11 protein-coding genes are annotated in these 14,461 nt (G+C 66.2%); 3 read left to right on the top strand and 8 right to left on the bottom strand.

Annotated features, from left to right (window positions below; genetic code table 11):
* Positions 1-1,644, top strand: coding sequence for a hypothetical protein (locus PVE73_RS05880; protein ID WP_277366053.1), 1,644 nt, complete (start codon positions 1-3; stop codon positions 1,642-1,644).
* On the opposite strand, the gene PVE73_RS05875 is transcribed toward PVE73_RS05880, so the two are convergent.
* Both PVE73_RS05875 and PVE73_RS05870 read right to left on the bottom strand, forming a co-directional pair.
* The gene (locus PVE73_RS05875; protein WP_277366052.1) at positions 1,614-2,423 is read right to left on the bottom strand and encodes a 4'-phosphopantetheinyl transferase superfamily protein; all 810 of its coding nucleotides are present in this window, start codon (positions 2,421-2,423) and stop codon (positions 1,614-1,616) included. The genes PVE73_RS05880 and PVE73_RS05875 overlap by 31 nt on opposite strands.
* Entirely contained in the window at positions 2,413-3,591 is a 1,179-nt protein-coding gene (locus PVE73_RS05870) for a DegT/DnrJ/EryC1/StrS family aminotransferase (RefSeq protein ID WP_277366051.1), read from the bottom strand. The genes PVE73_RS05875 and PVE73_RS05870 overlap by 11 nt, the downstream gene beginning before the upstream one ends.
* 291 nt (positions 3,592-3,882) lie before the next feature.
* Here PVE73_RS05870 and PVE73_RS05865 point away from each other — a divergent pair, with 291 nt between their 5' ends.
* On the top strand, positions 3,883-5,535 hold the full coding sequence (locus PVE73_RS05865; RefSeq protein WP_277366050.1) for a GMC family oxidoreductase: 1,653 nt from the start codon (positions 3,883-3,885) through the stop codon (positions 5,533-5,535).
* A gap of 721 nt (positions 5,536-6,256) precedes the next feature.
* Here the strand turns inward: PVE73_RS05865 and PVE73_RS05860 are convergent.
* Together PVE73_RS05860 and PVE73_RS05855 are read right to left on the bottom strand one after the other, a co-directional pair.
* Positions 6,257-7,084 carry a methyltransferase, TIGR04325 family gene (locus tag PVE73_RS05860; protein ID WP_277366049.1) on the bottom strand — a complete coding sequence of 276 codons (828 nt, stop codon included), beginning with the start codon at positions 7,082-7,084 and terminating at the stop codon, positions 6,257-6,259.
* A complete protein-coding gene (locus PVE73_RS05855) occupies positions 7,071-8,597 on the bottom strand; it encodes an oligosaccharide flippase family protein (protein WP_277366048.1) in 1,527 nt (508 codons plus the stop codon). Before PVE73_RS05855 ends, PVE73_RS05860 begins: the two co-directional genes overlap by 14 nt.
* Before the next feature lie 250 nt (positions 8,598-8,847).
* On the opposite strand from PVE73_RS05855, the gene PVE73_RS05850 reads away from it, so the two are divergent.
* Positions 8,848-9,000: a hypothetical protein gene (locus PVE73_RS05850; protein ID WP_277366047.1), complete on the top strand. Its 153-nt coding sequence runs from the start codon at positions 8,848-8,850 to the stop codon at positions 8,998-9,000.
* Positions 9,001-9,006: 6 nt separating this feature from the next.
* Here the strand turns inward: PVE73_RS05850 and PVE73_RS05845 are convergent, their stop codons facing one another.
* From PVE73_RS05845 to PVE73_RS05830, 4 genes are all read right to left on the bottom strand, one after another.
* Positions 9,007-9,684, bottom strand: a complete 678-nt coding sequence (locus tag PVE73_RS05845; protein WP_277366046.1) for a sugar transferase — start codon at positions 9,682-9,684, stop codon at positions 9,007-9,009.
* A gap of 235 nt (positions 9,685-9,919) precedes the next feature.
* A complete protein-coding gene (locus PVE73_RS05840; RefSeq protein ID WP_277366045.1) occupies positions 9,920-11,161 on the bottom strand; it encodes a glycosyltransferase family 4 protein in 1,242 nt (413 codons plus the stop codon).
* A gap of 2 nt (positions 11,162-11,163) precedes the next feature.
* On the bottom strand, positions 11,164-12,093 hold the full coding sequence (locus tag PVE73_RS05835; protein ID WP_277366044.1) for a glycosyltransferase family 2 protein: 930 nt from the start codon (positions 12,091-12,093) through the stop codon (positions 11,164-11,166).
* A complete protein-coding gene (locus PVE73_RS05830; RefSeq protein ID WP_277366043.1) occupies positions 12,059-14,422 on the bottom strand; it encodes an exopolysaccharide transport family protein in 2,364 nt (787 codons plus the stop codon). Before PVE73_RS05830 ends, PVE73_RS05835 begins: the two co-directional genes overlap by 35 nt.
* Between the last annotated feature and the right edge of the window lie 39 nt (positions 14,423-14,461).

The following is a 14,461-nucleotide window of genomic DNA, read 5'->3' as shown; positions in this document are numbered from 1 at the left end:
ATGGGCCTCTCCGGCCAGCTCTTTGTCCAGCCCGTGGTGGACTGGCAGAGCAAGAGTGAAAGGTCCCCTCTGCGTGTTGCGGTGCTCGTCGGCAGGAAGAGCGGCTTCGCTCCTTGGGAACTGCAGCTCTTCGATCGCCTCCTGGCCGATCCGCGTTTCGAGCTGTCGGCCCTGCTGGTTCATCCACGCGGCTATGGCGACGCGCCCCCGCTCTTCGAGCTGGTCGCCGGCGTCGACCGCCGCCTGTTCGCACGCCTGCCCGCCTACCAGCCGACCTATTTCACCGACATATGCGAAAAGACGGAATGCATCCGCCTTGCCGAGCGTCCATCGGATGGAAAGGCCGATCTTCCCCTGGGCGCAATGGAGAGGCTGCGGCTCGATCTCGTTCTTCGCCTGGTTCCGAACGGACTGGCCGAGGAAACTGTCGCGCAGCTTCCTTTCGGGGAGTGGTCGGCGAACGTCGCCGATGCCCAGTCCGGCCGAGCGGAATGGTGCAGCTTCACCGAGACTGCGGCCCACGCGGCCACCATTGACGCGTCCGTCTATGTCAGGCGCGGCGATGGCCGCCCGGCCGAGCAGATCGCCACAGCGGCGTTCAACCCCAAATTCAGCGCCGCGCGGAACGCCGCGTTCCTGAAGGAAAAGACGGTCCTCATCATCACAAGGGAACTGCGCCGCCTGGCCGACACGCGGCAGATTGCGGCCTCGCCGATGAAGTCCGTTCCCGCCCCGCCGCCGGAAAACGCCGCGGTCGCCCGCTACCTCGCGGGGCTCGTGCGCGCGGCGGCCGCCCGCACCAGGAAGGAGCTTGCGAAAAGGGCCGGGCTCGAGACAGCGGTCTGGACGCTCTATTCCGGCGCGGGCACGATCGAGGATTTCGAGCCGGGCTCGACGACCGAACTGCCGCCGGCCAGGAACTCCATCAAGGCGGATCCCTTTCTCTTTCAGCACAATGGCCGGTGTTACGTCTTCTACGAGAACTACGCCGTAGGGGATGCCAAGGCGCACATCGCCGTGGGTCTGCTGAAGCCGGGCGGGATCGAGCCGCTGGGCGTGGCCATCGAGAGCGAAGGGCACCTTTCCTTCCCCTTCGTCTTCCGCAGCGCCGGCGAGATCTACCTCATGCCGGAGACCCATCAGCAGAAGCGCATTGAGATCTGGCGGTGCGTGAAGTTCCCCCTGGAATGGGAGTTGCACGCGACGGCACTGGAAGGCTGCTCGGCGGCCGACAGCACGCTCTTCCGGCATCGCGGAAAGTGGTGGCTCCTCTCGAACCTCTCGGACCACCATGCCTTCGAGGATCATTGCAGCGAGCTCTACGCCTTCGAGGTGGACGGCCCCGCGTTCTCGCGCATCGAACCCCACAGGCGCAACCCGGTCGTCATGGGCAGCAATGTGGCGCGCAATGCGGGTCGGGTCTTCGCCCGCAACGGGCGGCTGCTCAGGCCCTCGCAGAACAATGCCTACGGCATCTACGGGTACGGCCTGAACATCATGGAGATCGAGGAGCTCACCAGCGAGACCTATCGCGAAAGATGCATCCGGACGATCCGCCCGGATTTCAAGCCGGGCCTCGTCGGCTGCCATCACTTCGACGCGAGCGGCGGTCGCTACATCCTGGATGCGCGGTTGAACAGCTGATCGCCGGGAAAGGGGGCATGCGGCCGCAACGGTCGCGGGGACGCAGTCCATTCCTCCTCGCGCTCGTCCTCCAAGGCCGACCGGTAACGCAGGGAGATGCCGTTCCCGCCCGTGGGGGCCGCCACCGCACCGATGAATCCGCGCGGCAACGCGATCTCGGCAAGCTGCCACTGCAAAGGTGCGGCGGGATCCCCGTCCAGCCGCAGGAGCGTCGGCTCACGCTCGTCGATCGAGACATCGAACGCATCGAGCGGCAGCGAGAGGCCGGCGCCGTGCGCTTTCACGAATGCCTCCTTACGCGTCCAGCACCTGTAGAACGCCTCCAGATAGTCACCCGGCGGCATGGCACTCAGCGCACGCTGCTCGGCAGGGGAGAAAAAATGCCCGGCCACGTCCTCCTTCAGCGGCAGGACCTGCTCCACGTCGACGCCGACATGATACCTGTCGGAGACCGCCAGCACGGCCATTCCGCCGGAATGGCTGAGATTGAAGTGGAGCGGCGGCTCGGACATCGCCAGGTGTGGCTTGCCGAAAGCGTTGTAGACGAAGACGAGACGCTTGGCGGAGACGCCGAGATAATGCGCCACGATTTCCCGCAGCCGCCCCCGCCCCACAAGGAAGCGCAGGCGGTCCCGCTCATGCACGAAGCGCGCCGCGCGCGCGAACTCCCCATCGCTCACCATCGCGACGTAGCGGGGCAGATCGCCGGCGACGACGTCGAGCGGCCAGCGCCACAGGTCGATGACGTTCGGGCCGATGCAAACGGGTCTATACCGCATAGGAGACCTGCCGCGCGGGGCCGTTTCCGCTTGCCATCCGCCGTGCCAGGAAGGCCATCAGCGGCAGGGGATAGTTCTCGCCGAGGCTGATGCGGCAGGTGCGCTGCAGGATGTCGAGCGTGCGCGCGCACATGTCCGGCGTGTACTCGACCCTGGTGGAGGTCCATGCGAACGGGTTCATCCGCGGATGCGGGGCCCGTTGCTCGAGCACCGGCAGCCAGTTGGTGTAGACGTGGCGACTGGAATCGTAGAGCCGGTAGACGCCGCGTTTGTGACCGGCAGCGAATCCTGCCGCCTCCTGCGCCGTGTCGAAGATCACGTGCAGCCCGACGGCGTTCCCGGCATCGTTGTGCGGGCCGATCCTGAACGTCTGGGAGCCTTCGAGGATCCGCGTCATCACGCGGTAGCGCGCCCGCATGCGGGCGAGCATCGGATCCAGCTTGGCGAGTTGCACGTTGAGCATCGCCCCCTGGATCTGGCTCGCCTTGTAGTTCACCCCGAAGAAATGCGGCTCGTTCTCGTTGTCGAGATGGCCGCGGAAGATGGCGCCCACGTCGTGATACATCCGGGCGCGCGCATAATAGCGGTCGTCATTGGTGACGACCGCCCCACCCTCCCCCACATTGATGTTCTTGAACTGGTTGAAGCTGTAGGCGCCCACATCGCCGATCGTGCCGACGCGCCGGCCCTTGTAGCTGACGCCCACGGCCTGGCAGGCATCCTCGATCACGAGGAGCCCGTGCTCGCGCGCGATCTCCATGATCCTGTCCATGTCGCAGACCATGTTGGCCATGTGCACGGGCAGGATGGCACGCGTGCGGGGCGTGATCTTGCGCAGGATATCGGCGGGATCCATGGTCAGCGTCTCGTCGATGTCGACCAGGACAGGCACTGCACCGACGGCAAGCGGTGCAGCGGCGGTGGCGATCCACGTGTAGGCCGGCACCAATACCTCGTCGCCCGGCCCGATGCCGGCGGCGGCCAAAGCCGAGATGAGCGCCCCGGTGCCGCTGCTCGTGGCCAGCGTGTGCTTGACACCGAACTTCTGCGAATAGGCAGCCTCGAACCGCGTCAACGGCCCGTCGCCCACGCCGCCATAGCGGGCCAGATGTCCCGTCGCGATCACACGCCCGACCGCCAGCCATTCCCGCAAACCAACTCTCGCCATCCCCGGACTTCCCGATCTGCGCGGGAAATGAATACCGGCCGGCGAGCCGGCGAGAACATCCCCGCATTCGAAACCCAAGCTTTGTTCATTGAGCCTATTGCGGCAGGAGCAGTTATACAAATAAGCCAATGATCTAATCCACTTTCCACCTGATCTAACCCGCATGGCCGAAAATACTAGCCGACCGCTCTCTCTAGGGAATTCGGCTGAGTTCGGAAGGAAACTGTTCTTTGTTACTATCGCCGAAAAGGAACGGCGGGGCGGGAAGTGAAAATCCACGATTTGCGGTCCATGCCTGCGGGTACTGCATTGCAGGCGGATCTGGCCATCATCGGCGCCGGTCCTGCAGGCCTGGCGATCGCGCGCGAATTCGCCGGCACCAGGATCCACGTGCTGGTGCTGGAAAGCGGCGGGTATGACCTCGAGCCGCAGGCGCAGGCGCTGAACGCGGTGGAACGGATCGGCGAGCCGCTGGACCGTGGCGCGGCTCCTGGCCGCGGCTATTCCGACGAGCTTTCCTGGCTGAACGACGTGCCCGCCTTCGAGCTGCGCAACCGGGCAATCGGCGGGAGCACACACACCTGGGTCGGCAAATGCGCGGCCTTCGACGAGATCGACTTCGCCGAACGCCCGTGGGTTCCGGGTTCCGGCTGGCCCTTTACACGCGAAACCCTCTCGGACGCGCTCGACCGCGCGGGGACCCTGCTCAATCTCGGTCCGAACCTCTACGACGACCGGCTGCACACCCTGCTCCGCTCCCGGCCGGCGGATCTGAAGCTCGACCGTGACCGGCTGCGCCCCTTCTTCTGGCAATTCAGCCATTCCCGCGAGCGCCCCGGGGCTCCGCTCCGCTTCGCCGACGAGATCAGGAAGATCGACGCCGCCAATATCGAAGTCGTGACGCATGCGACCGTGACTCGCATCAACACCGACCGGGCGCGGCGACGGGTCACATCCCTGAACATCCGCGCGCTCGACGGCAGCCATGCGCGCGTGCGGGCGGCGAGAGTGGTCCTGTGCGCCGGCGGTATCGAAAATGCGCGCCTGCTCCTCGCCTCGGGCGGCATCGGGAACGACCGGGACCTCGTCGGGCGCTATCTGGCAGACCATCCCCGCGCCGTCATCGCCCGTTTCGGGCCCGGCGAGGCCGCGGCCGTGGCCCGGCATTTCGGCTTCTTCGGCCTCGCAGAGGGGCGGCCGACCCGCTTCTATCTGCGCGGCATGGCGCTGAGCCCGCAGTTGCAGGAACGGGAAAGCCTGCTCAACTGCGCGGCTTACCCCGTCCAGGAACTGGCCGCGTCGGACCCGTGGCTGGCGCTCAAGCGGCTGCGGCGCAGCCGCGGCGGCAAGCGCCTGCGGCACGCCTTCGAGGCCCTGTCGTCGCCGGGCCTGCTTGCGGCCGGGCTTCACCGCCGGCTGGTGCTGAAACGCGGCCTGCCGCGCAAGCTGGAAGCGCTGCGGTTCGACACCATGGTCGAACAGCGGCCGGACCGCGAAAGCCGTGTGACGCTGTCCTCCCGCCGCGATGTGCTGGACATGCCGCTGGCGCGGGTGGACTGGCGGATCTCGGCGCAGGAAATCAGGAGCGTGATGCGGCTCGGCCAATCGATGTCGGGCGAGTTCCAGCGCCTCGGGCTGCCCGAGCCTCGTCTGGCCGGCTGGATACTCCGCGACGATCCGGCGGGCGCCGCTTTCAGCGACATGGCGCATCCCGCCGGGACGACCCGCATGGGGCGCGATCCCACGACGGGCGTGGTCGACGGGAACGCCGCGGTCTTCGGGATCGAGGGGCTCTATGTGGCCGGAAGCTCCGTGTTCCCCACACCGGGCCACGCCAACCCGACCTTGATGATCGTGGCGCTCGCCATCCGCCTGGCCGATCACCTGAAGGCGCGGTTCATGGACGCGCCGCGACCGCCGGCAAGGGCGGAGGCTGTTTCGTAGGCGCATCCGGCGCATCGTTCGCGCATGCCATCGCGTCTTTCGGAAAGCTTGCAGGCGAGGCGCGCGGCGCTGACTTCGATCTTCATGCATCGCGCCCCTTCCGTGATCCGGGTTTCAAGCCGTGCCTCACCATTGCCACGCCCGCTTTCGCGTCTGGCCATTGCAGAGAATTTGGGAAGCGGGGCGCACTGTTCACGCCACAAAATTAAAAAGGCGCTCCCAATGCGCCCCGCCGGAGTCTGTCCCGACCTCGGCCGATCACTCGGACCCTTCTCCTTCCCGGCTGCACCCAATGAAGGGGGTGGTCTCTGCCGGGCCGAAGGAGAGCCCTAGCGGCTTCTCCGCGGTTTCCGCGATGCCGTCTCTCACCAGCATCCGTTTTTCCGGAAACGGCGTCTGTCACCCACCGCCCCGGCACCGCCGGCCTGTCGCGGGCCCTCGGATCCCCGGGTTCCGATCCTGGGGAGGGAGGTTTCCGCCGCCCTCCCGAACACCCGGTGCGCATCCGGTTCCCGCGAGAGCGATGGGGAAAGAATAAACCGGGCGGAGGCGGTGGGGAGAAAAACAGTGCGACGAGCGAGTGGCGAAACAGAGAATAGCGAGTGGGAACAGAGGGTTGGCGTCGCAAAAAGATTCTGGAGGGGCGAATTCCATTCCCGTTTGAAGCGGTTTCCGTGCTCGTGGGATGGCGCTGAATGCGACGGCGGGTGCCGGTGCGTCATCAGCGCAGCCGGAAATAGAAGCCCTCGCTCCTGCTCGCACCGAGTTCCGGATGCGTTTCGATCACATGCGAAAGCGACGGGATATGCCAGCGGTCGACGAGGACATAGCCGAGCGTCTCCACCTCGCGCAGGAAATCCGCCTCGTTCCTGATCTGGTAGGGAACCAGCGCCGTGCCGATCCGCTCGAGCGTGACCACGCCCGGCCCCGCGCGCAGCGCCACCTTGTTGAGAAGGAGATGGCGCGGCAGCCGGCGCATGCGGCGGAGGAGATCGGGAAGGGGAACGTCCAGATATTGCAGGAGCCCCGACCCGAGAAAGAGATCGGCGGCATCCGCATCCTCCAGGCGCTCGACAAATTCGAGCCCCTGGAGGCCGTCCGCCTCCGCACGGCGACGGCCGGCGCGCACGACCGCCGGCACGTCATAGACGGTCCAGCGCAGATCGGGCGAAACCGGCAGGAGGTCGAAGAAAGCCCGGTACTTGGTGCCCATATGGCCACCCGCATCCACGAGCGAGACGACCTCGCCCGAAAGGCGGCGCAGCCAGAAGAGAACGGGATAGTCCCATGGCGCGACCTGGCACATCTTCTCGAAAGCCACGTCGGCGACCTCGTCGTGATCATACCCCGCCACGCCCCGGCGCGAGGCGGCCCGCAACGCCTCGGCGTGGGAGGGATAGGCTCCGGAGAACCGGCGCGGGAAAGGCGAGAGATAACGCAGCCTCCCCCGGATCACCCGAAGCGGAACCAGCGACATCCGCATGCCGGCCTTGGCAAGCTTCGGCAGCGGACGCGGGCGGGGCCGCGCGAGCATGTCAGGCAGGGTCATCGATGTGCCTCCGGGGCCAGCTCAGCCAGGCCAGGCCGGCGAACTTCCAAAGCATCAGGACGGCCGCCAGATAGACGATCGCGCCGGCGGCCACCTGAATCGCGAATGCAAAGATCGGGCGCAACTCCAGGGAGCCGGCGACCCGGCCCAGATAGAAGACGGCCGCCATCATCGCCGCGATCGCCACCAGGAGAAGGGCGCTGCTCCGCGCGATCCGCAGCCAGTCCACCCCGCCATGGCGCTGCTGCAGCCAGATGGAGGTGGCAAGGGCGATGGCGGCGGCAAGGCATTGCCCGAGCGCCACGGCGACGACGCCGAAGGAGGAGAGCAGGAGGATCAGCCCCACTGAAACCATCGCATTGAGAAGCGACACCGGCGCAAGGGCGCGCAGCTTGCCGCGGATGGACAGCAGCGGCTCGGACATATAGCTCGGCGCCAGCAGGAACTGCTTCGCCGCAAGGATGCCGACCAGGAGCGCCGCCGGCTTCCAGGCTTCGCCCAATGCGATCTCGACAAAGGTGTCGGAGACGATCGCCAGCCCCAGATAGGCCGGCGCGGCGACGGCGATGAGCGCCGGGAAGAGCGTGCCGCCGGCCCGCGCGATCGGGTCTCCCCCTTCCGGCGCCTGTTCCTGCTCCTCCCGGGCGCGGCGGAAGACGATCCAGCCGAGCATGCGGGCCGGCTCGCCGATGAGTTCGGAGAAGGCCGCCACGATGCGCTCGGCCGCCCGGTAATACCCGGCCTCGGCGAGGCCGAGAAAGCCGCCGACGGCAAGCGTTCCCGAATAGGAGCGGAGAAAGACGATGAGGCGGTTGAAGATGATCTGCCGCGAAAACTTCAGCACATCCCGCAAAACCGGCCCGGAAGGCCTGGCAAGCCCGAGGAAGCCGATCGCGGCCACGGAGCCCGACAGGATGACGAGTTGCATCACGAGGCGGCCCGCCACGAGGGCGAAGACATTCCAGCCCGCGCGCAGCCCGAAGACCGCGACGACAAGGCCGACCGCCTCGGCGGCGATGCGGATCATCGCCTGCTGGCGCAGTCGTCCGCGGTGGACCAGCACGCCGTCATAGACCGTTGTGAGCGCGGAGGGCAGAATCCAGCAGGAGAAGAGCGCAAGGAGCGAGGCTTCCCATCTCATGGCGAAGACCTCGTAAAGCACGTCGGCAGCGGCAAGCCCCACGGTCATGAACAAAAGCCCGCTGACGAGCGACATGCTGGCGATCTGATCCAGCCGGGCTTCCCCTTCCGCCGATTTCATCACGAATTCGGCCCACCCCCCTTCGGACAGCATGACGAGGAAGACGGCGATGGCCGAGCTGAAGGCGAAGAAGCCGAACTGCGCCGGCGTGAGCACATGCGCTGCGATGATGAAGGTGGCAAGCTGCGCCACCTGGGAGACGAGCTTTGCAGAAAGCGCCCAGAGGCCGCTCCCGATGATGGAAGGAATGCGCAGGGAGAACCCGCGCCTCGGCGCCCGCTCCCCCGCCAGCCGGTCCGTATCAGCCACCATTCCCGCTCCTTGTCCGGGTGTCCACAGGCTTCCCCGGCCCCCCTGTATTCACGGTTGCCTGTTCATCGGCTAGATTCTGCCGCAGGTTGACGGTGATTCGTGCCCCGTCGACGCGAGGAAAGCTTCGAAAGCCGCCGTATGAGACGCCGCACCCCGAGACGTGAAGCATGGTGGTCAACCGCCTCGGCAAGAGGCATGCGCCCGGGCCACGCGGCCCGCAGGCACAGCCCCCAGCTCGGATCCTGAGAGAATGGCGCGGGAACTGGGCAAGGAAAGACTGCTGGGGCGCATCTTCCCCACATGGTCGGTTAAATCCCTGAGCCCCAGGATCGTCGCGCGCTGGCTCGTTATCCTGTTTTGCTTTCTGTTCTGGATCGCCATCCTGATCGCCTTCATCCGCTGAGCCCTTTCAGCGGCCGTTGCGCTGGAGGAGAAGCACGCCGACCGTACGCCACATGATCCAGACGTCGAGCGAGAACGAACGGGTGGCGTGGTAGCGCGCATCGAGCTCCACACGATCGTCATAGGAGGTATCGTTGCGCCCGGAGACCTGCCAGAGGCCCGTGATGCCGGGCGTGAGCGACAGGTAGCAGTGGGCGCGGTCGCCGTAGAGCGCAAGTTCCTCCTCCACCACGGGCCGCGGACCGACAATGCTCATCTCCCCCCGCAGGACATTGAGGAATTGCGGGATCTCGTCCAGGCTGGTGACCCTCAGGAACTGCCCGAGGGGATGGATGCGCGGATCGCGGCGCAGCTTGCGATAGGCCTTCCATTCGCGGTTCGCCGCTTCGTCGGCCTGCAGGAGCTCCTGCAGGACCTTGTCGGCGTCACGCCGCATCGTGCGGAACTTGAAACAGTCGAACACCCGTCCGTCCCGGCCGATCCGCTTGTGGCGATAGATCAGAGGCCGGCCGTCCTGGAGCAATAGAAGAACACATATGACGCCGATCGCGGGAGCAAGGAAAACAAGAGCAAAAAAAGAAGCAATAAAGTCGATCAAGACCTTCGCGACATCGCCGATACTTCTTCTATTCCGGATACGTGAACGAACCGAATCACGAACCGCGCCGTCTAGCGCAGAAAGCATAGGCGATCCCCAATGATTATCCCCGCCGACCGCGTCGTCAGCTACGGATGAAATATTATCGCGGGCCCGGGTGTGCGCCTATAATTCTATTGGGTTATCAGCACAGATATTTCGATGCGCCGCGCTAACTCCATTACTCCTCCGACGGCGTGCCCACGCCACGCTGCCGACCCCCGGCCGCATCTTTCCCGCTTCGTATCCGAAAGTGTTAGGCATCGAGGACAAGCCCGGCGGCTCAGGCTGCGGCGAGCCGCGCCTGTTCGAGCACGCCGGCATAGAGGCTCATCAAGGCGTCCGCCCAGCTCTCGGGCGTGTTGCCCATATGACGGGCTTCGCGGAAGCCGTTCCGCCCCATGCGGCAGGCCGCTTCCTCGTCATCTGCGAGCGCCCGCATGGCGGCCGAGAGCCCCTCGACATCCCCCGATTTGAAGCTCAGGCCGCAATCCGCCTCGACGATCTCGCGGCTGAGCAGCGCTTCGGACGGGAGGATCACCGGGATACCGCTGCCGAGCGCTTCAAGCGCGGCCAGGCCGAAGGGCTCCGGCACGCGCGAGGAGACGACCACGGCGCGCGCATGCCGCACGAGCTCCGCAATCTCCTCCCGCTTCCGCCAGCCATGCAGGACGGTTTCGGGATAGTACCTCTCCAGGAGACCGCGCCCGGCGCCGTCGCCGATGACATGCAGGGTGACATTCGCCATGCGCGCGGCGCGGGCGGCGTCCTCGAAGCCTTTTTCGGGCTCCAGCCGGCCGATGAAGAAGAAATCGCGGGACCGGCCCGGATCGGCCGGCTCCCTCAGGAAGGGCTCGACGGGATTCCGCACGGTGACGATATGTTCGCCCGCCACCCCGGCCCGGTCGAAATAGCTCCGCATGGCATCATGCACGAGGACGATATGCGCCGGCCGGCGGCGGATGTCGAACAGCGTCTGGCGCAGCGCGTGGCGCGTGGAGCGCCATAATTTCTGGTGAAAGCCGTGCTTGTCGCATTGGGTGGCGAGGCAGGCGACGGACATCGGCGCGAGCTTGCAGACCGAGAGCCCGGGATAGTTCACGAACCCGCCATTGGGGCAGACGAGAAAATAATCGTGCGCATGCAGGACCGTGCGCGCGCGAACGCTGCCCAGCGCCCGGAAAACGGCGGGGGAGAGGATCTTCGACCACCCGTGCAGGTGGTAGATGGTGGACGGTGTGTCGGAAGCCCGGATGAAGCGGCTCAGGGCCTCGTAGGCCGGCGCGTTGTAGAGGCCGCCGGCGAAGGCGGAGAGCCGGCCCCGCTCCAGCAGCGGCCGTGCTCCGAGATTGATGCTGTCTTCTTCGGCATCCGCCGGATCGGCCCTGTCGCCCGCGAAGAAGGTGACCGACACACCCCTTTCGCGCAAGGATTCGCGCAGCAGGATCGACAGGTTCGACGCGCCGCCGATCGCGGCAGACCGGTCATTGATGATGACGACGCGATCCGGCTTGGGGTCGGCCATGGCTAATCGAACGCGAGGATGTTCTGGGGGGCGAGCCGCCCGCGCAGGAGATCGGCAAGCGCCCGCAGATTGCCACGGAAGCGCCCGCGCCGATCGACCCAGGGCTCCGGCGCGAAGAGCTTCACCGTGTTGGCGACGAGGTTGCGCGCGATCTGCACGGAGGCGTGGCGCACGCTCATCGTCCTTTTGCGGACGAGATAGACCGGGTTGGCGATCTGCGAATAGCCGAAGCGCAGGCCCGAGGTGCGACCGGACTTGGTGCCGAGATGCACGCCGATCAACCTGCCGGAACGCACGATCTTCCCATGGCGGGCCATCTGCCGGCTGAAATCGACATCCTCAAGCCAGCCATAGAGCGGCAGGTTCTCGTCGAATGCGAGGCCATGCGCGCGAACCGTCTCCATGCGCAGGGCCATGTTGCAGCCATAGCCGTTATAGGTCGATCGCGCGTCCGGTCCCGACCTTTCCAAGGGCTCCTCCCCTCCGTCCAGCACCGCCAGCGCATCCGTGATCGTGAGGCCCGGGCCGGTGATGCCGTCGGCCTTCACGGTGCCCGTGCACATGACGACCCGCGGATCGGAGGCGAAGAGCCGCTCCATCTCCTGCAGATAGGACGGCGCCATCAGGAAATCGTCGTCCATGAACAGAAGGATGTCCGCACTGGGCGCGCCGCGCAGGATCCGGTTCCGCTGCCGGCACAGCCCGCGTTCGGAAAACAGGACGCGTATCACAAGCCCGCTTTCCTCCAGCGCGGCCATGTCGACATCGTTTTCGTCCGCCGCGCAGATGATGATCTCGTCGGGCAGGCGCCGTTGCCGCGAGAGATACGGCAGCAGGGCGCTCAGCATGTCGCGCCTGCCGCTGGTCGCGATCCCGATCGCGATGCGGCTCCGGCGCTCAGCGCTGCCAGATTTTTTCACTGACCTTCGCATCGAGTTGCCTCCAGGACGACGCAAGGCCGGCATATGAGGACCTGGCCTGCCCGAACGCCGACGCGAGCTGCTCGCGTCTGTTCATGTTCCGGTTGAAGATGACGCCCAGGATGCCCACGCGCGACTTGCCGAAGGTTGAGAGCGCGTCGGCCAGGCGCTCGACCGTCATCTTCTGGTGGTTGCCGAGGACGAGCAGCAGACCGTCGACATATGTGCTGGCCACCCGCGCATCGACCGACTTCTCGAAGGCGGAAAGGTCGAGGATGATGACGCTGTAACGGCGCCGCAAAAGCTCGAGCTGCGTCTTCAGGGCGGGCATATAGGCGAACCGCTGGGCGGGATTGGCCGAGCGCCTGACCTGTTCCGCCGTGAGCACGGGGACCAGGGGCGCGAGATCGGTCTTTTCCGCCACCACGCGCGTGCGCGCTTCCTTGAGCTCGCCCGAACGCTGCGCCGCCGCCTTGGCCGCGGAAGACCGGGCACGCTCGGGCTTGGCGATCGGCGCCTCGATGACACTGAGCCCCAACTCGTCGCCATAGGCTTCGGCCAGGCGGCTCAAATGCGGATCCGAGAAGCACGCGTCCACCAGGACCGCCGGGATGCCCTCGTTGAGGTAGAGCTGGGCGAGATTGGCCGCGATCGTGCTCTTCCCCTCGCCCTCATTGACCGAGGTGACGCCGATCACCATGGCGCTGTTCGGCGGGAACATCGCGTCGATGGAGTTCTTGACGCTGCGCAGCGTCTCGGAAAAGCCCGAATAGGGAGCTTCCAGCACGTAGCGCATCGACGCCTCCGCCGGGGTAAGCCCCTCTCCCGCCACCGAAAAATCGGTCGTGGGTACGCGGCCGAGGACGGGCAGGCCGAGTTCCGTGCCGAGCCGCTGCCCGGATCCCACGCGGCGGTCCATCGCCTCGCGCAGCCCCGCCAGGCTGATGCCGGCTGCAAAGCCGAGCAGCATGGAAAAGGGCATGACGAGCGTCGTCTTGGGCCAGGTCTTGGACAGCGGCGGCGTGGCCGCCGTGACCATGCGCACATCGCCCACGGGGAAGGACTGCTTCTGCAAAGCGCCGATGAGCTGCTGCAGCAGGCTCTCATACATGCGCCGATAGGTCGTGGCCCGGCTTTCCAGCTCCGCGAGTTCCACGCGGGCGAGGTTCGTTCCCGCGGCCGTCTTCTTCAGCGCGTCGAGCTGGTCGCGCAGCAGCTTCTCGCGAGTCTCCGCCGTCTCCAGGTTGGATTTGTAAACGCCCTGGATGCGCACGAGCTCGTGGCGGATCTCCCCCTCGAGCCGCGCAATTTCCTCCTTGGCGGTCAGCACCGCCGCCCCTTCCGGGCCGTAGCGACTCTGCAGGGTCTCGATCTTCACGGTCGCGGCCCGCAGATCCTCCCTCAGCCTGACGATCTCGGTATTGTTCAAGGCCTCGCCGACATAGCCCTCGCTCATATTGCCGGCGAGAAGCCGGTTGATGGTCGCGAGCTTCGCGGCTTCCGTCGCCGTGTTGCCCTGCGCCACGAGGAGCTGCGAGCTGATCTCCGCCACCTGCTGATGATCGAGCGAGGTGGTTTCGCCGATCTGCGTGATGTCGTTCCTGTTCCGGTACTCCTCGACACTGAGGGCGGCGGCATGCGCCTGCTGGCCGAGATCCACCAGCCTGCTTTCGAGCCAGGTCGCGCCACGGGTGAGCGCCTCGGACCGCGATTCGAGACTCGCCCGCATATAGGCCTGGGCGATCGCGTTCGCGACGCGCGCCGCCTTCACCGGGTCGGTGGACGTGTAGCCGATCTCGATGACGTAGGACTGTCCGACGCGCCGAACAGACATGCGGGCGAGGAAGCCCGCCATGGTGCGGCGCATCTGCGCTTCTTCATCCAGAAGCGCGTCCGCATCCTCGGCATCCTCGGCACCCCAGGAAAAGGCCGAGGTGACCGCGGAGCGGAGCGCCGAGCGCCACGAACGAGCCTCCAGGATCTCCGGGTCGTCGATCATGTCGAGTTCCCTGATCACCGAACGGGCGATCGCCTCCGACTTCACGATCTCCACCTCGCTGGCGATCTCCGCCGCCTCGATGATGATCGTGCCGGTAGAGGCATCCTGGGAGGCGATCCGCGCCTGCTCGCGATCGATGACCAGACGGGCGACGGCCGAGTAGATCGGCACCGTCTTGACCATGTAAAGCGCGCCGAGCGCGATCCCCGCGAGCGTCGCCAGGATCAGTATCAGCATGTGCCGGCGCAGAAACAGCCACAGGTCGCGGAAGGAGATATGGTCCTTGCCCGCCCCGGCGCCGCCCCGGTCGCCGCCGAATTTACGGATCTCCTGGATCACCATGTCCGTCCGCTCCCTTCAGCCCTGTCGGGCATGTTCTCT

This window comes from Chelativorans sp. AA-79 (assembly GCF_029457495.1).
Lineage (GTDB): Bacteria > Pseudomonadota > Alphaproteobacteria > Rhizobiales > Rhizobiaceae > Chelativorans.
Note: the sequence above shows the minus strand (reverse complement) of the source record. Positions and strands in the feature narration are given on the sequence as shown.